Annotated in this window: 13 protein-coding genes; 5 read left to right on the plus strand and 8 right to left on the minus strand. The window is 64.7% G+C overall.

Translation table 11 applies throughout. The features are described 5' to 3' along the window. The first annotated feature begins 174 nt into the window (after window positions 1–174). From AC3IQ7_RS21635 to AC3IQ7_RS21655, 5 genes are all read left to right on the plus strand, one after another. Window positions 175–2,499 carry a sigma 54-interacting transcriptional regulator gene (locus AC3IQ7_RS21635; RefSeq protein WP_489207285.1) on the plus strand — a complete coding sequence of 775 codons (2,325 nt, stop codon included), beginning with the start codon at window positions 175–177 and terminating at the stop codon, window positions 2,497–2,499. Continuing rightward, window positions 2,474–3,694, plus strand: coding sequence for an S-methyl thiohydantoin desulfurase domain-containing protein (locus AC3IQ7_RS21640; protein WP_489207286.1), 1,221 nt, complete (start codon window positions 2,474–2,476; stop codon window positions 3,692–3,694). The genes AC3IQ7_RS21635 and AC3IQ7_RS21640 overlap by 26 nt, the downstream gene beginning before the upstream one ends. Next, a complete protein-coding gene (locus tag AC3IQ7_RS21645; protein ID WP_489207287.1) occupies window positions 3,691–4,404 on the plus strand; it encodes an aspartate/glutamate racemase family protein in 714 nt (237 codons plus the stop codon). Before AC3IQ7_RS21640 ends, AC3IQ7_RS21645 begins: the two co-directional genes overlap by 4 nt. Window positions 4,405–4,699: 295 nt before the next feature. Next, complete coding sequence (locus AC3IQ7_RS21650; protein ID WP_489207288.1) at window positions 4,700–6,613, plus strand: cyanobactin maturation protease PatG family protein; 1,914 nt, start codon at window positions 4,700–4,702, stop codon at window positions 6,611–6,613. 147 nt (window positions 6,614–6,760) lie between these two features. Continuing rightward, window positions 6,761–6,937: a hypothetical protein gene (locus AC3IQ7_RS21655; protein ID WP_158301208.1), complete on the plus strand. Its 177-nt coding sequence runs from the start codon at window positions 6,761–6,763 to the stop codon at window positions 6,935–6,937. Between the two features lie 462 nt (window positions 6,938–7,399). Here the strand turns inward: AC3IQ7_RS21655 and AC3IQ7_RS21660 are convergent, their stop codons facing one another. From AC3IQ7_RS21660 to tssE, 8 genes are all read right to left on the minus strand, one after another. Next, window positions 7,400–8,590: a PA0069 family radical SAM protein gene (locus AC3IQ7_RS21660; protein ID WP_489207289.1), complete on the minus strand. Its 1,191-nt coding sequence runs from the start codon at window positions 8,588–8,590 to the stop codon at window positions 7,400–7,402. An 80-nt stretch (window positions 8,591–8,670) separates the two neighbouring features. Then, a complete protein-coding gene (locus tag AC3IQ7_RS21665; RefSeq protein ID WP_489207290.1) occupies window positions 8,671–9,378 on the minus strand; it encodes a tRNA-uridine aminocarboxypropyltransferase in 708 nt (235 codons plus the stop codon). Window positions 9,379–9,449: 71 nt separating this feature from the next. Then, window positions 9,450–11,231: a methyl-accepting chemotaxis protein gene (locus AC3IQ7_RS21670; protein ID WP_489207291.1), complete on the minus strand. Its 1,782-nt coding sequence runs from the start codon at window positions 11,229–11,231 to the stop codon at window positions 9,450–9,452. A 264-nt stretch (window positions 11,232–11,495) separates the two neighbouring features. Continuing rightward, the gene (locus AC3IQ7_RS21675; RefSeq protein WP_099378417.1) at window positions 11,496–12,008 is read right to left on the minus strand and encodes a lipocalin family protein; all 513 of its coding nucleotides are present in this window, start codon (window positions 12,006–12,008) and stop codon (window positions 11,496–11,498) included. Between the two features lie 34 nt (window positions 12,009–12,042). Then, a complete protein-coding gene (locus AC3IQ7_RS21680; protein WP_099378254.1) occupies window positions 12,043–12,843 on the minus strand; it encodes a substrate-binding periplasmic protein in 801 nt (266 codons plus the stop codon). Between the two features lie 33 nt (window positions 12,844–12,876). Continuing rightward, window positions 12,877–13,908: a type VI secretion system protein TssA gene (gene tssA, locus AC3IQ7_RS21685; protein ID WP_099378253.1), complete on the minus strand. Its 1,032-nt coding sequence runs from the start codon at window positions 13,906–13,908 to the stop codon at window positions 12,877–12,879. A 20-nt stretch (window positions 13,909–13,928) separates the two neighbouring features. Beyond that, window positions 13,929–16,568: a type VI secretion system ATPase TssH gene (gene tssH, locus AC3IQ7_RS21690; protein WP_489207292.1), complete on the minus strand. Its 2,640-nt coding sequence runs from the start codon at window positions 16,566–16,568 to the stop codon at window positions 13,929–13,931. Next, window positions 16,565–17,038, minus strand: a complete 474-nt coding sequence (gene tssE / locus AC3IQ7_RS21695; RefSeq protein WP_322428231.1) for a type VI secretion system baseplate subunit TssE — start codon at window positions 17,036–17,038, stop codon at window positions 16,565–16,567. The genes tssH and tssE overlap by 4 nt, the downstream gene beginning before the upstream one ends. Window positions 17,039–17,050: the final 12 nt, after the last annotated feature.

The raw sequence follows: 17,050 nt of genomic DNA on the forward strand, positions 1-17,050 counted from the left end.
CATGAGTGGAGCTACGGTACGCGTCGGCAGGCAGCGGGGCAGAACAAAACATACGGCCCTGCATGATCGGAGCGAAATCACCGGAGCGAGACGACCATGTCCGAAAGGTCTATGCTGCAACAGCATGGGAGGCAGCCGCATTGCATGCTTCCCGGAGCAGGCGCTATTGCCCCTGTGCATGTCCCCGTCCACTGCGGCAGCGCCGGGGGCGGGCTGAACATCATTGGCAGCTCCCCAATATTCCAACGCCTGCTGCGCATGGTCGAAGCCGTGGCGCCGACCCGCTGCACGGTGCTCATCAGTGGCCCAACCGGTTCCGGCAAGGAAATCATCGCCCAGCTCGTGCACCGGCACAGCGGCGATCCCGCTGCGCCCTTTGTCGATCTCAACTGCGGCGCACTGCCGGAACACCTGATCGACGCGGAACTCTTCGGCCATACCAAGGGCGCATTTACGGGAGCGCTCAACAGCCGCACCGGGTTCTTCGCCCAGGCGGGACAAGGCACGCTGTTTCTCGATGAAATAGGCGAATTGCCGCTAGGTGTACAGAGCAAGCTGCTGCGCGTACTCGAAGCACGCTGTTTCCGGCCACTGGGCGGAGGTGATACCCAGCCGTTCAACGGCCGCATCGTGGCCGCCACCCACTGCGACCTGGCCGCGATGGTGCAAGCGGGCCGTTTCCGCGAAGACCTGTATTACCGGCTGGCGGTATTGAAACTCGACGTACCGGGCCTGGACCAGCGCCGCGGCGACGTCGCCGCCCTCGCCGCCCACTTTGCCAGCCTGCAGAAGCGGCCCATCCGCTTTACCGCCACCGCCATGGAACGCCTGGGCCGGCATGCCTGGCCCGGCCATATCCGCGAACTGCGCAACCTGGTTGAACGGCTGTCGATACTGGCCGAATCGGCGCTGATCGATGCCCACAGCCTGGAAGCCTTCCTGTCGGCGGGCATGCCGGAAGACGCGGATCACACGCTGCTGGCGGAAGCCCTCATGCGGCTGGAAGGCGACGACAAGCTGGAGGCCGCGGAACAATTGCTGATCGACTATGCGATGCGCCTTGCCGATGGCAACAAGACGATCGCGGCGCGCCACCTGGGCATCAACCGCAAGGTCATCGAACGCCGCGTGCATGGCGACGAGGAGCGCAGCAATTTTGCCCGCGTCTGCCTGCTGGAGGGACGTGCGCTGATCGAGGCGGCCCGTTTCAAGGAAGCCATCGAAGTATTGCGTCACGGCCTCACCTTGCTGGCCGCCGACGCCCACCCCTGCACCGCGCGCCGCCTGAGCTGCGACCTGCACCGCTGGCTCGCCATTTCGCACCGCGGCATCAGCGGCTGGCAAAGCGCGGAAGCGCTCGCCTGCTACCAGCAGGCATTGCAGGAAGCGGCGGCGCTGGGCGACGAGGTGGAAATCACCGCCCTGCGCTTCGGCATCTGGAGCTCGCAACTGATGGCGCTGGACCTGGTGGCGGCGCGGGCTACGGCGCAAGACATGCTGCAGCGGGCGCAAGCCATAGGTGACACGGACTTGCTGTCGCAGGCCCACCTGGCCCTGGCCAACACGCTGTTCTGGCTCGGCGATTACCGCGAGACGCTGGCCTGCCTGGAGCGTGGACACCTGCTATGCGGCGCGGCATCGGCCGACACCGGGGGACAGGGCCTGGACATCGCCGCGCTGTCGACCACTTTCGAAGGCCTGTCCTGCTTCCAGAGCGGCGCCTTCCGGCGCGCGCGCCAGGTGATGGACCACCTGGCATTGCGCGGCGGCGCCGACAACCCGCATCCCTTCCATCGCGCCATCGCACTGCAGGGCGCCGCGTGGCTCGCCTGCATGTTCGAGGACTGGAGCCGGCTGGCAAACCTGGCGGCAGACCTGCAAACCGTCGCCAGCGAATATGGCTATCAATTCTACCTGGGAGTGGGCCAGATATTCCATGCCTGCGCATTGGCGTCGGGCAACGTCCATGCGCAGACCGAACAGCGCATCGCCGATGGCTACCAGCAATACATGCTGTGCGAAGGCGGCATGCTCTTCCATTCATTCCAGGCCTGGAAACGGGGCGAGCTGCTGCTGTCGGCAGGCCAGCCATCGCAAGCCCGGCAACTGCTGCACGGCGCCATCGAACTGGCGCTGGAACATGGCGAACGGGCCTATCTGGTCGAACTGCTCGACATGCATGCGCAGACGTGGATCGCGGTGGGTGACCTGGACAACGCGGAACGCGAACTGGGCAGTGCGCTGTCGACCGCCAAGGCGCTGGGCGCGACGGCCGGCGGCCTGCTGGTGGCGACCCGCCTGGCGCAACTGCTGCTGCAGCGCGGACGCCGGCCCGAAGCACTCGAACACCTCACGCGCGCCTTGCGCGGCGTGGAACGTGACACGGCTTTCCCCCGGTTTGCCCAGGCGCTGCAGTTGCAGACCACCCTGGCGCAAACCATTCCCATGCCATGCCAACCTGAGGACCCGCAACATGAGCTATGTGCTGAACCACGATGACCTTGAATCGCTACTGCTGGGAGCTTGCTTCTTCGGCAGCGGTGGCGGCGGCACGCTCACTTCCGCGCGCAGCCTGCTGGCCCAATTCCACGCCGGCGATTACTATCCGGACGCCCAAGTGCGCGTGGTCAGCGTCGACGAAGCCACCGATGGCGAGACGGTCATGGTGGCTTACCTGGGTTCGCCCGTGGCGATCAATGGCGCCCAACTTCCGCAAGGTCCCGTCGATGCCGTGATCGCCGTCAGGGAGCGCCTGGCGCTGGAAAACCGCACCCTGGCCTACCTGGCGCCGCCCGAGAGCGGGGCACTGGGGTTTCTCGTCGCCTGCCTGGTCGCCGCCCACCTGGGGCTGGCGGTGATCGACGCCGATGGCGCCGGCCGCGCCGTTCCCTCGCTGCCGCAGCTGACGTATGCGGCCGAGCAGATCAATCCGCGCCCGGCCTTCCTCGTCAGCCAGTCGGGACTGCGCGTGGAACTCGACGTCCAGCCGAGCCAGGGCGTGAACGGCGCCCACGCCCACCAGCAGGACGTGGCAACGATCATCGACCAGATGATGCGCCCCATCGTCTCGCAGGCCGATTTCAAGCAGTTCGGCGGGCTGGCCATGTGGATCATGGCGCCGGCGGAACTGGCCCGCGCGCTGCCCGTGCGCGGCACCCTGGGACGCGCCCTGCGCCTGGGCCGCGAACTGCAGGCAGGCCGCTTGCGCAACGCGGACGAACTGGTCGACTATCTTGCGCGGCAATGCGACATGCGCGCCTGGCCATTGTTTCCTCAGGGTACATTCGTCGCCGCCGAAGTCGACTCGCGCAATGGCTTCGACCTGGGCAAGATCACCATCCGCGCGGGTGAACGGCTATGCACGGTCCTGTACCAGAACGAATCGCTGCTGGCCTGGGATAGCAGCCGCAGCACGCCCCTCTGCATGGCGCCCGACACCATCAGTTACTTTGTCGAGGGCGATGGCCAGGCCGTGTATTCGAATGGCGACTTGCTGCTGCCTGACGGCACGCTCAACCCGGCCCTCCTGCAGCGCAAGGTGACGCTGCTGGGCCTGCAAGCCCACCCGGCATTGCGGGAACGGGGCGGCCTGATACTCGACAGCTTCATGCAACTGCTCAACACCATCGGCTACCTGGGCCCCTACGTGCCGCTGGCGGGCAACACCGGCGCAGCGGCAGGGAGCGCCGCATGAAGCCGCTGCGCATCTGTATCGTGGCGCCGGTGTCCACGTCCATCTACAATCAGCGCCTGCTGGACGCCATCGAGCCCGTGATGCCGCCCGATGTCGAAGTGTCCGTACGCAATATTTCGAGCGGGCACGACTGCATCGAATACCGCGTCGACTGGCTGCAAAACGGTTATCCGGTGGTGCAGCTGGCCAGAGAAATCGAAGGCGAAGGCTATGACGGCATCTGGCTCAGCGACTTCGACATGTGCGGCGTGGAGGCCGCGCGCGAAGTGATCGACATTCCCATCCTCGGCGGCTTCCCGCCCGCCGCCTTTACGGCGCTGGCCCTCAGCCAGCGCCTGTCGATCATGACGATACTGCCCAGCACGCTCGCCATGCAGCGGGGCCACATGCAGGCTTACGGCTTACAGGACAGCTTCGCCTCGATCCGTTCCATCGACTGTCCCGTCGCCGATCTCGGCAAGCTGGACACGGTGGTCGAAAAAACCTTCCAGGCCGCCATGCTGGCGATACAGGAAGACGGCGCCCAGTCCATCCTGCTCGGCTGCACAGGATTTGTCGGCGTCGCCGCGCGCGTCAGCGCGCTGCTGGAGGACGCGCTGCAGACCTATGTGCCGGTCATCGATCCGAACCAGGCAGGCTTCAGCTTCCTGGTGTCCCTCGTGCGCATGCGCCTGCGTCCCAGCCGCGCCTGCTACAGCAAGGATAGCTGAACCGCCGCACGCGCCCGCGTCACGCCATGCCGTGTCCCGGGCGCCCCCTCCCCGTCCTTGCCGCCTGCCGTTTTCGTCCATCACGCTCAAAAAGAGTGGACGATATCAGTCATCATTGTTGCGTCACGACAATGCAAATCAGCGCCATCCCTTGAAAATCAAGCACTTGGCCTTCTGGCACAGCCCTTGCTAAAGATCATGCTATCGGCGCTAGAGCAACAGGCGCCGCAGCAGGCGGGCGGAGCACCTCAAGCGGTGAGCCGCACGCCCTCCAGGACCCAGCAAGGAGCGCCGCGTGCCGACGACCATGGAAGTATCCACCACCCACGACAGCCTGGCCAATCATGGCTTGCTGCCCGGCCTGGCTGCCTTGCAAGATGGCAACACCGGCTGTGCCGACATCTGCATCGCCGTGCTCGACGGTCCCGTCGATACCAGCCATCCCTGCTTTGCCGGCGCCAGGCTGCAACTGCTCGACACGCTCGCCACGGGTGCCAGCGGCAGCGGCCGGGCATCGCAACATGGCACCCATGTCGCCAGCATCATCTTTGGCCAGCCCGGCAGCCCCGTCACGGGCCTGGCCCCCCATTGTCGGGGCTTGATCCTACCCATCTTTGCCGACCGCGCCGACGGCGCACTGACACAATGCACGCAGCTCGACCTGGCCCGCGCCATCACCCAGGCCGTCGAGCACGGCGCGCACATCATCAATGTCAGCGGCGGTGAACTGTCCGACAGCGGCGCCGCCGATGGCCTGCTGCAAAAAGCCATACAGCTGTGCCATGAACGCAACGTCCTGCTGATCGCGGCGGCGGGTAATGACGGCTGCGATTGCCTGCATATTCCCGCCTCCATCGAGTACACCCTGGTCGTCGGCGCCCTGGACCGGCAAGGCGCGCCCATGCCCAACAGCAACTGGGGCGAAGCCTATCGCGCGCGCGGCATCATGGCGCCCGGCACCGACATCCTCGGCGCAGCTCCCGCAGGGCGCGTGCGGCTCAGCAGCGGCACCAGCTTTGCCACCCCGATCGTCTCGGCCATCGCAGCCTTGCTGCTATGCCGGCAACACCAACATGGGGATCGTCCTGACCCTCGTGGAGTTTGCAGCGCATTGCTGCAAAGCGCAACGCGTTGCAACACCAATGGCGAGCTGGACTGTCGCCGCCTCCTGACTGGGACATTGAATGTGCCGGACGCCACTCAACTATTATTAAAAGGGAAAATTGAAATGTCAGACGATACTGTGATTGAAGCGAGCCCAGCCAATGCCGACACTTCCGCGCAGGCGCATCCGCTCAGCATTCCCATGCTGGAAACCCCCTCTCCGGCCAACTTCGCGGGCCCTTCCGGCGCGACGCGGCAAGGCATCAGCGCTTCCGGCATCGATGCCTCCGATTGCGGCTGCGGCGGCGGCAGCGCCAAGGGCCCGACCCTGGTGTATGCGCTGGGCAACCTGGGCATCGACTTCGGCAGTGAAGCGCGCCGCGATTCCTTCGTCCAGGCCATGCCACCAGGCAGGGACAATCCTGGCGATCCGCAGCAATTGATCGAATTCCTGCGCGCAAAGCCATATTTCCGCCAATCGCTGACCTGGACCGTCAACCTGGACGCCACGCCGATTTATGCGATCGTTCCCGTCGGCCCATATGCCGACCTGACCTATGAACTGCTGTTCGAGGCCTATGTCGGCACCATCGATGGCCTGGTCGTCATGAATTCGTTTCCCGGCGTAATCTCGGGCGCCGCCAGGCTGATGTCCGGCCAGGTCGTTCCCGTGATCCAGCCGGCCATCCGGGGCATGTTCAGCTGGAATGTGCCGCAGCTGATCGACAGCCTGATGGCGGTGCAGGACAGCCTGGAAATCAACAGCAGCAACACGGGCGCGCGCCTGGAAAACTTCCTGAACCGCATCTATTACGACTTCCGCAACCTGGGCGTCACGGGCATGGACCGCGCGCTCAACTTCTCGGCCACGAATGCCATGCAAGCGGCGGAAATGCTGGCCAAGACCACCGGCATGCAGCTCGATACCATCGTCGTGCAACAGAGCCCTGTCTGCCGCCCGGGCTCCGAATGCTACGACATCATCATGACCTTCTTCAACCCGGAAAACCTGCAGGTAGCCAACACGGTCGCCCGCTTCGCCGTCGACGTCAGCGACGTGATACCGGTCAGCGTCGGCGCAGTGCGCTACTGGTCGCAACGCTAACAGCATTTGAATGTCGGGGCACGTGGGCGCAGCGATGCGTGCACGCGCCTCAGCATACGGTCGTTGGCGGGAAACGATCAGCACCGTACTTCGGTACGCACACCCATTGCCGCTGCCCGCGGCGGCGCCACCACAAGGAGTTTCGAAATGAACAATCTGCCATTGCAAGCCAAAGCCGTACAACGCAGCCCCAGCATCTCCGCCATCAGCCAGGGCGTCGCTCCTTCCGGCATTACCTGCACCCTGTGCAAAGCGGCTTGCGGCGCCTTGAGCGGCACCGCACAGCAACTCTGCCTGATGGCTTGCAACGCCACCGTTTGCTGATCAAGCCAGCAAGATCGAGCCATCCCGGCTAAACCCGGCATGCCTGCGGGCGATGAGTTTCTCGTCGCCCGTTCAGCCAGCCGGCATCACCCACGATTGAGGAAGGACAGCGATGCGACTCCCACTACAAAGCCCGCCTGTTTCGCGCAGCGCGCGTGGCCCTATCAACGTACAAGCCAACGTACAAGCCAGCGGCCCGCATACCAGCGGCATGCAGCCGTCCGCTTGCGGACCGACCAACACGGGCCAAGGCCAGTGCTTCGATACACACGGGCCGATAGGCGGACCGACAGCCCATAATTGCAGCGCCTGCTGCGCCCGGCGCGGCGCGATTCATTGGCAAGGCGTGAATGGCACCTTTGCCATCTGCCACTGAGCACCGATTCCGCTCGCCAGATTCCCGCCTCCTGGCCTCTGCCGGAAGCGGGAACTGCATTGACCGCAGTCCGGTCACGCCATGCGCTAGAACAAATCCAGCTGACCCGCATTTCCCCCTTTTGCCTTGTTTCCCAACGGCGGCACCACCAGCGGCCGGCGGAACTGCGTGCAATCGAGCTGCTTGAAGCGACCGCCCTTGCCGTGCAGCCCCAGCCGGTGCACGGCTTTTTCAAAGCGCTGGCGGATAAGGTCGGCCCACACGCCTTCGCCCCGCATGCGCGTGCCGAACGCGCTGTCGTAATCCTTGCCGCCACGCATTTCACGTACCCGGTTCATCACGCGCTGGGCCCGTTCCGGGAAGTGCGCTTCCAGCCATTGCTGGAACAAGGGGCTCACTTCCCACGGCAGGCGCAGCACCACGTAATGGGCGTGGATGGCACCCGCATCGCGCACGGCTTCGAGCAGCTGCTCGATTTCCGGCTCCGTCACGAACGGGATGATGGGCGCAATGCTCACGCCCACGGGAATACCCGCCTCCGTCAGGGTGCGGATGGTGCGCAGGCGCCGCGCCGGGGCGGCCGCGCGCGGTTCCAGAGTGCGCGCGATGGCCGGGTCGAGCGTGGTGACAGTCACGGCCACGGCTGCCAGGCGCTTGGCCGCCATGGGCGCCAGAATGTCGATGTCGCGTTCGATCAACGACGATTTCGTGATCAGCGCCACGGGATGATCGCATTCGTGCAGCACTTCCAGCACGCGCCGCGTCAGCTGCCGTTCGCGTTCGCACGGCTGATACGCATCGGTATTGACGCCCAGGGCGATCGGTTCGGGCACATACGAGGGCTTGGCCAGCTCGCGCCGCAAGAGTTCGGGGGCATTCACCTTGGCGTAGATGCGGCTTTCGAAGTCCAGGCCCGGCGACAGGCCCAGATAGCTGTGCGTAGGGCGGGCAAAGCAATAAATGCAACCATGTTCGCAGCCCCGGTACGGATTCAGAGAGACGTTGAATGGCAAATCGGGCGAAGCGTTGCGCGTGAGAATAGTGCGCGCCTGCTCGTCGCTGACCTGCGTCTTCCAGCCCGGCGCCGGCGCCTCACCATCTGCCGCATCCAGGCCGCCCACGCTCCAGCCGTCATCGAAACCGGCACGCGCGTGCACTTCGTAGCGCCCCTGCAGGTTCGAGACGGCGCCGCGCCCCTTGTGGGCTTTCAGCGATTGCGGCGGCAACATGGCTTGCCCGGCGAAGCTGTCATCGTGCTCTGGAATGATTGCTTTCATGAACGGCCCCATCAACTGTATATACGTACAGTATACTATGCCGCCATGCGGACAAGATCAAGGGTTGGCGTGATGCCGTTTCACGCTTTTTCCCCCTCCGGTATGACATAACTCAACTGCTGCGCGACAAAGCCGTCAAATGCCCCGATCAAGGGAACGAAGCGGGGTACGTCCTGCTCCAACTGCATCAGGGCATAGCACGTCGCTTCCAGGGTCGATAACTGGTCTGGCGCGTGCGCCTTGCGGATCAGGTAATGGGAAGCGGGCGTATCGCGCAGGGGCAGGCGCGGCAGCTGTTGCAACGGGGGATTCAGATACAGCATCTTGCGGCTCTTGCGCCAGGTGGCATCCAGCACCACCAGCCGCAATAAGGTGGGATCGAGCAAGATGGCGGGGTCGAGCGCTGGCGGCGGCGCGATGCCCAGCGAACGGTCGCCGGGCGTATCGGGGTATAGCAGCACGTTGTGCTTGCCGGCCAGCAGTCCGGCGAGCGTATCGGGGGCAAACTGCTCGCCCGTCAGCATGCGGCTGTTGGGCAAGCTCAGGTGCAGCAAGCGGGCGCTGCCCTTGGCATTGTGGACTTCCAGCGGATGCTGCAGGATCAGCACGTCCACCGCGTGGGCAACGGGGGCGATCCAGCGGCAGATGCAGCTGCTTGCTGCGCGCAGGCAGGCGGGGCAGCGCGCCCGTTTGGCCGGTTCAGCCAGGGAGGACGAGGCGGTGGCAGGGCTGGCGATAGCGCTAGAGATAGGGTTGAAAATCGGGCTGGAGGTACGGCGGGTGGTCATGGCGGAGCGCGTTCGCGGCTGTCTTCAAGCCGCGATTGTAGCGCCCGCGCCATGCCGAGGGGAATCTTCGCTTAAAATTCTTCCCATTCGTCAGCGCCGGATGCCACGGGCGCCTTTGGCGCGCGCGGGCGCATCGCTTCCACTGGCGCCGCCTTGTCCGACGTGGACGCGGTCACAGCCGATGCCGGCGCGTGTCGCTTGGCGGGCCGTATCGCAGGTCGCGCGGCAGCTTGCATGGCAACTCGCGTGGCAGCTTTGATTGGCGCAGACGCCGTCACGGACGGGCCAGCACTGGCGGCAACATATTGCTGCGTCGCATCGAGCTTGAACACGCCCACGACCTCGGCCAGTCTGGCCGCCTGTTCCTGCATGGATTCGGCCGCCGCGGCCGCTTCTTCCACCAGGGCCGCGTTTTGCTGCGTCACCTGGTCCATCTGGCCGATGGCCTGGTTGACTTGTTCGATGCCGGCGCGCTGTTCATCGCTGGCGTCGGTGATCTGGTTCATGATCTGCGTCACATGGCTGATGCTTTGCACGATTTCATCCATGGTGCGGCCAGCCTTGTCCACCAGTTGCGAACCGGCCTCGACCTTTTGCACGGAATCGTCGATCAAGCCCTTGATTTCCTTGGCCGCCGCGCTGGAACGCTGCGCCAGGTTGCGCACCTCGGAAGCCACGACGGCAAAACCACGGCCCTGTTCACCGGCCCTGGCCGCTTCCACGGCCGCGTTCAGGGCCAGGATATTCGTCTGGAAGGCGATGGCGTCGATGACGCTGATGATGTCGACAATCTTGCGCGAGGAATCGTTGATCGAACCCATGGTGCTGACCACTTCCGACACCACCACGCCACCCTTGCTGGCGATCTGCGAAGCGTCGATGGCCAGTTGATTCGCGCTGCGCGCATTGTCGGCATTGAGTTTCACGGTGGAGGTCAGCTCTTCCATGGACGACGCCGTCTCTTCCAGCGAACTGGCCTGCTCTTCCGTGCGTGACGACAAGTCCAGGTTGCCGGCGGCGATTTCGCTCGACGCCGTGCTGATCGATTCGGTGCCGGCGCGCACCTGGCCCACGATGCTGACCAGTTTATCGTTCATGTTTTTCAGCGCATGCATCAATTGCCCCGTCTCATCGCGGCTTTCCACCACGATATGGCTGGTCAGGTCGCCAGCGGAAACGGCTTCCGCCACCTCGACGGCGCGCGTGATGGGACGCGTGATCGAGCGCGTGATCCAGTATGCGCAGGCGATGCCCAGCAAGATGGCCACCACGCCCAGCGAGATCAGCAGCAAACGGCCGTTTTCGTAGCGCGAACGGATTTGCGCGGCCGTTTCATCGAGCAATTTGGCTTCCAGCAATTCCAGCTTCTTCAGCGACGCCAGGTAGATATCGCGCTTGACGGCCATGTCGCCTTCATACAGGCGCTTGCCCAGTTCCAGGTCGCCCGCATTCTTGGCCTTGAACACATTCTTGCGCACTTCCGTGTACGCCTTGCGCGTGCTCAATACTTCCTGGTAGAGCGCCTGCTCGTCCGCGCTCAGCTCGCTCTTGCCGATATCGTTCTGGATTTCCGTGGCGCGTGCCGACGAGACCGCCATTTCCTTTTCGAACTGCTTCTGGTGTTCGGGATCGCTGACTTTCCAGGCGGCGGCCGTGCGCGCCGCATTGACCTCGATGACCTTGGTCCACTCGGCGATCAGGCGCTCATTGCGCACCTTGACGTTGACGAGCGCATCGGTTTCCTTGCTGGCGCTTTGCATCTGCACGATGCCCACCACGGTCAGGCTGGTCAACAGGAACAGGACGGCGGCAAAACCGCCACCGAGACGTACGCCGATCTTGAGGTTTTTCATTACGTGATTCCTATCTGAAGAAAACGATGCACAGACGCCACGAAACCGAGCTACTGCTACGTACCAATATAGCAGGCATCTGCCGTGCGGCAATCACGAGCGGTGGCGCAACGGTAAGGTCGCCACCGGAATGGCAGCGCGCCGCAGCGCACTACTTTGGAGCAGATTGTGAGTGAATCAGAGTGGTATTGCAAGAAATAACATGCAGAAAAGCAACACTCAGAAGATGGTATGCCGCCACGAACGGGCGGCAGGCAAGCAAGGTCAGTTTTGCTTTACATAGATCAATTTTGATGTATCGAAACCCAGGCCAGCGGCTTTTCCGATCAGGCGCTGCTGCAAGGCCGGGTCCATGGTTGGCGTGCGCGACAACAGCCAGAAGTAGGACTTGTCGGGGCCGCTGATCATGGAATAGCTGTAATCTTGCTGGTCCAAATCAAAAACAATGTAGGAACCATAGAAGGGGCCGAAAAACGACACTTTCAGGTAGCCCACGTCTTTCTTGTCGACGAAATACGCCTTGCCTTCCGCATCCTTCCAGACCGCGTCCGCATCCTTGTAGCCGCGATTGAGCACTTTCAGGCCGCCATCCTGGCGCAAGCTGTAATCGGCCGTCACCTGGCTCAGGCCCCGCTCGAAGGAATGGTCGAGGCGCGCGATCTCATACCACTTGCCCAGATAGCGGCTCGTGTCGAAGTTACTAACAGGCACAATATTCTCGGGGCGGCCCACGCAGCCGGCCAGCACGAGCACACACAGGAACAGCAGTTTTTTCATGGTCTTCTCCATCGGGTGAATCAAGGTGGCAACGTCAGGGCAGCAGCGCACGGTCGATGATGCGGCGGATCGCGCCACTATGTTGCATGCGCACGATGGCGGCATTGAATTGTTCGATAAAATCATCGCGATAAGGGTAGGTGGCGGGCCGGCGCGCCGTAAAACCCAGGTGGCCCTGCTGGCTGGCCAGCTGCGCCGTTTCCTGTATCGCCTGCATCGGCGTGCCCGGCGGCCCTTCGCGCCGGATACGCTGCAATTCCCACTGCGCAGACAGGCGGTCGCTGACATAGCAATCGATGCGACCGCGCATCAGCTTGAGCAGATTCGTGCGCGTGCCCTTGGCCGTATCGAACACGATGCTGGCCGCTTGCAGGGCTGCCGTCTGCTTCGCATCACCGAGCAAAAACCCCGCATTCACGCCGATGTGCAGGCCGCCGTAATCGGCGGGCCACTGCCGCAGCGTGCGCTTGGCCAGCACCTCCCGGTTGCACAGCACCACCAGCTGCTCCATCAGCAGCGGCACGGAATAGCGCACATACGGCCGCTCGCTGCGCCACGAATACGGCGGATACAGGGCAAACGCCTCGCCTGTCTGCAGCATCAGCACGCCCCGTTTCCAGGGCACGGGACGCAGCTGCACCGCATACTGCGGCATCGATTGCGCCGCTTCGCGCACGATCTCCGTGTAGATGCCTTTCAGCTGGCCGTTTTCAACGTAGGAGTACGGCGGATAATCATCGTCCCCATAAATCACCAGCGGCGTTACCCCCTCGGCCTGCGCGCTGGCAGCAATGAACAGGCATAGCGCGGCAGGCAGGATGGGCATTCTGGACATGCCCGAAGAGTAGCATGGAAGGGGCAAACGCCATCATCCGCTTGCGCTGTTCGTGCCCAGCATTTCGTCGAGCTGCGCCAGCGTACTGGAGTCCTTCACGACGGCGCGCAACCACAGGTGCAGCGGCAGCTCGCCCCAGCTGGCGGCCTTGTCGGCCAGGTAAGCGACGGGGCTGTGCGGCTCCGTGCGGCGGAAGAAATCGGCCACCTGGCGCAGCTGGGCCAGCGCCTGCTGGCGCTGCACAATGGCGCCCCCGCTGCCACCGGCACCCTGGCCAGCGGCGGCCGGCGCGCCGGCAAAGTCGGCGCCAGGCGACAGCGGCGCGATGAAGTGAATGACGTTTTCCAGCGCTTCGCGCGCGGCGCGAAAACTCGGACCATCGGCGCCGAAACGCGCATCGACGCTGCGCTCGAACGCCAGCATCGACTGCATGCAGTACTGCGCATCAGCCAGCAAGGCGTCGGAAAAGGTGCGCGTATTCCTTTGCCGCGCCGCCTCCATCTGCGCCAGGGTCGTCCCTTCTTCGTGACGCGCATCGCCCCAGCCCTGATCCGCTGCGCCCTGCGCCAGGCTGGCGGCCGCGCGCTGGCGCGCCGCCTCGAAATCCTGCAGCGAGTACAAGCCGTCGGCGCCTTCGGTCAGCGGGATCTCGCGCAGCAGCTGGGGCGTGCGTGACAGCAGCCAGAAGACATTGCCGATGCGCTGTTCCTGGTCTCCCTCTTCCGCCGGCGGGTACAGGCCATCCCAGTAACGTTCGCACAGACCGGCCAGCAGCGCATAGCCATCGCCCAGGCCACGGAAGTGGCGCGTCTTTGCGTGCGCTTCGGCCAGCCACACTGCCACGCGCAAATCCTTGCTGCGCGCTGCGATCAGCTGTTCGCAGCGCGTCGCCACGAAGGGCCAGTCGGCTTCCTTCAGCGCCGTCACCCACTCGCCCTGGTCCAGGCTCGGGTCGTCGTGCTGGCGCGCGCGCGCGATGGCGTCGAGCTCCTGGCTGAAGGTGATATCTTCGCCGCATGGACTGACGGCGCTGACGGGGTGCAGCAATTGCTCCAGATTGAACATGGCGCTCTCCGGAAGGTGGATTATCGGATCGTGTACTTGAACTGCCCCTGCTTATTCGCGCTGACGCGTATCGATGCCACCGGCTCGCCTGCGGCCATGCGCGCCAGCACCGCTTCGGCGATCGCCGGCAGCAGGCTGCCGTTGAGGATATGGTCGACATTGCGCGCGCCCGAATCGACCTCGGTGCAGCGCGCCAGCACGGCGTCGACCAGGCCCGCGTCATGGCTGAACTGCGCCTGGTGGTTGCGCGCGATGCGTGTACCTATCCGCGCCAGCTTCAGCGCGATGATTTCGGCCAGCACCGCGTCGTTCAACGGATAGAAAGGCAGCACCTTCAGGCGCCCCAGCAGGGCCGGTTTGAAGTGCGCCACCAATTGCGGGCGCACCAGTTCTTCCAGCGCGGCCGGCGTGGGCAAGTCTTGCGCCGCCCGGTTCAGGCAGGCGGCCATCATCGCGCCGGACCCCAGGTTCGAGGTGGCGATGATGATGGTGTTGCGAAAATCGACTTCGCGCCCTTCGGCATCATCGAGCACGCCCTTGTCGAAGACCTGGAAGAACAGTTCCAGCACGTCGGGGTGGGCTTTTTCCGCTTCATCGAGCAACACCACGCTGTAGGGCTGGCGCCGCACGGCTTCCGTCAGCACGCCGCCTTCGCCATAGCCGACATAGCCGGGCGGCGAGCCTTTCAGACCGGCCACGCTGTGCGCCTCCTGATACTCGCTCATGTTGATGGTAATGAGCTTGCGCTCGCCGCCATACAGCAGGTCGGCCAGCGCCAGCGCCGTTTCCGTCTTGCCCGTGCCGGACGGCCCCGTGAACAAAAACACGGCTTGCGGCTTGTTCGGGTCGTCCAGGCTGGCGCGCGCCGTGCGCACGCGCTGCGCCACCGCCTCGATGACGTGCTCCTGTCCCAGCACCCGTTCGCGCAGCGCCCCATCGAGGGTCAGCACGGTGCGGATTTCATCCTTGAGCATTTTCCCCAGCGGGATGCCGGTCCAGCCGGCGACGATGCCGGCCACCACCTGCGCATCGACTTCCAGCGGCGACAGCGGCGCTTCTCCCTGCAGGGCCGCCAGTTCTTCCTTCAGCGCCAGCAGGCGCGCCGCGCCGATCTCGCCCGGCCGCTCACCGCGCAGCTGCACGCGCAAGTCGCCGATCTGCGCCACCAGCGCCTTTTCACGCTCCCAGCGCTGCGCCAGCGCCGCGACCATCGCCTGCCCGTCATCATGCTCGCGCCGCAGCTGCGCCAGGCGCGCGGCGCCGGCTTTGTCGGGCACTTCGCCATCGGCCGCCTCGCGGGCCAGGGCGGCGATCTCCGCGCCGACGCGTTCCTGGCGCCGGTGCGCGTTTTCCAGCTGCGCCGGCGTGGCGCGCTGGCCCAGCGCCACCTTGGCGCAGGCCGTATCGAGCACGCTGATGGCCTTGTCGGGCAGCTGGCGCCCGCTGATGTAGCGGTGCGACAGGCGCACGGCATCGACGATGGCGGCATCGCGCACGCGGATGCCGAAATGGCGCTCCATCAGCGGCGCCATGGCGCGCAGCATGGCGCAGGCGATATCTTCATTCGGCTCTTCCACCTTCACCACCTGGAAGCGCCGCGCCAGCGCCGCATCCTTTTCAACATACTTTTTGTACTCGCTCCAGGTAGTGGCGGCGATGGTGCGCAGGGCGCCGCGCGCCAGCGCCGGTTTCAGCAGGTTGGCCGCATCGTTCTGCCCCGCCTGGCCGCCGGCGCCGATCATCGTGTGCGCCTCGTCGATGAATAGGATGATCGGGTGCGGGCTTTTCGTCACCTCGTCGATGACGTTTTTCAGCCGGCTTTCAAATTCCCCCTTCACGCTGGCGCCGGCTTGCAGCAAGCCCATGTCGAGCGCGTGGATGTGCGCGCCCTGCAGCACCTCGGGCACATCGCCGGCGGCGATGCGCAAGGCCAGGCCTTCCACCACGGCCGTCTTACCCACGCCCGCCTCGCCCGTAAGAATCGGATTGTTCTGGCGCCGGCGCAGCAGGATGTCGACGGCCTGGCGTATCTCCGCCTCGCGGCCGATCACGGGATCGAGCTTGCCGTCGCGCGCCAGCTGCGTCAGGTCGGTGGTGAACTGGTCCAGCGCCGGGGTTTTGCTGGCCAGGCTAGCCACAAGATCGTCGGACGTGTCGGCAAGCTGCGGCACTGCCGCGCTTTCCTCTGCGGAACCGGCCGTCAGCTTGTCCGGATGGTGCTTTAATTGCTCCACGCTGAAGCGGGCGAACAGCTTCGAGCCGCGGTATGCGAGCTGCGACAGTTCCGGCTCCGTCAGCAGCGCCAATAGCAGATGGCGGCTGCGGATGGGCCCTGGCTGCGCCGTGTCCAGCGAAGCGATCAGCCAGGCGTGTTCGAACAGCAGCGGCAAATGGGGCGAGAAGACGGGCGTGCGCGCGCTGCCCGTGCGGAAGCTGCCGATCTCGCGGCGCAGGTCCGCCTCCAGCGCCGTCAGGCTGATTTCACTGCGCTTCGCGATGGTGACGAAATCGCTGCGCTCCTGCTCCAGCAGCGCCAGGAACAGGTGTTCGATATCGACTTCATACTGGCCCAGCCCCACGCAAATGGCGGCGGCGCGGGTGGCGGCCGTGCGCGCCGTGTCATTCAGTTTGGCGATCAGGGTTTTCAGGTTATTGCTCATGCGGCGGCTCCCTTGCGGTTGATCGAATAACGCAGCGACGACGGCTGCAGCACGGCGTCGAAATTGACCGTCTCCCCGCCGGATCTCACGGCCAGGGTGCCGCTGATGACAAAACCCACGCGGTTGATGGCGCCCGCCTCGCGCTCCAGGCGGGCGCGCACATTGCGCAGGCGCGGTTCGTGGCGTTCGATGGCCGCCTTCAGCGCGGCGCAGATGCGGGTGCGGTCTTCGCTGCTGGACAAACACATGCCGGCGAAATCGATCAGGCCATAGTTGACGATGGAGGCCGCGCATTCCGGATAGGCGTCGAGCGCGCCAGGCGGCAGCGCCACGCGCGTGTTGAGCAGCTCTTCCAGGTCGCGCGCCACCGCATCCTTCAATTGTTCCAGCGACAGGCGCACCGCCACGCCGCCCGCCGCACCGCCGTCGCCCATCAGGCGGTCGAACAGGCCAGGTACATAACTGTCCATGCGCTCTCCTGA

Source organism: Janthinobacterium sp. GL_088 (assembly GCF_057837845.1).

Bases quoted from the DNA above. Each gene is read 5' to 3' on its own strand.
- AC3IQ7_RS21640 (WP_489207286.1), top strand. From the start codon at position 2,474: ATGAGCTATGTGCTGAACCACGATGACCTTGAATCGCTACTGCTGGGA.
- AC3IQ7_RS21645 (WP_489207287.1), top strand. From the start codon at position 3,691: ATGAAGCCGCTGCGCATCTGTATCGTGGCGCCGGTGTCCACGTCCATC.
- AC3IQ7_RS21655 (WP_158301208.1), top strand. From the start codon at position 6,761: ATGAACAATCTGCCATTGCAAGCCAAAGCCGTACAACGCAGCCCCAGC.
- AC3IQ7_RS21660 (WP_489207289.1), bottom strand. From the start codon at position 8,590: ATGAAAGCAATCATTCCAGAGCACGATGACAGCTTCGCCGGGCAAGCC.
- AC3IQ7_RS21665 (WP_489207290.1), bottom strand. From the start codon at position 9,378: ATGACCACCCGCCGTACCTCCAGCCCGATTTTCAACCCTATCTCTAGC.
- AC3IQ7_RS21670 (WP_489207291.1), bottom strand. From the start codon at position 11,231: ATGAAAAACCTCAAGATCGGCGTACGTCTCGGTGGCGGTTTTGCCGCC.
- AC3IQ7_RS21675 (WP_099378417.1), bottom strand. From the start codon at position 12,008: ATGAAAAAACTGCTGTTCCTGTGTGTGCTCGTGCTGGCCGGCTGCGTG.
- AC3IQ7_RS21680 (WP_099378254.1), bottom strand. From the start codon at position 12,843: ATGTCCAGAATGCCCATCCTGCCTGCCGCGCTATGCCTGTTCATTGCT.
- tssA (WP_099378253.1), bottom strand. From the start codon at position 13,908: ATGTTCAATCTGGAGCAATTGCTGCACCCCGTCAGCGCCGTCAGTCCA.
- tssH (WP_489207292.1), bottom strand. From the start codon at position 16,568: ATGAGCAATAACCTGAAAACCCTGATCGCCAAACTGAATGACACGGCG.
- tssE (WP_322428231.1), bottom strand. From the start codon at position 17,038: ATGGACAGTTATGTACCTGGCCTGTTCGACCGCCTGATGGGCGACGGC.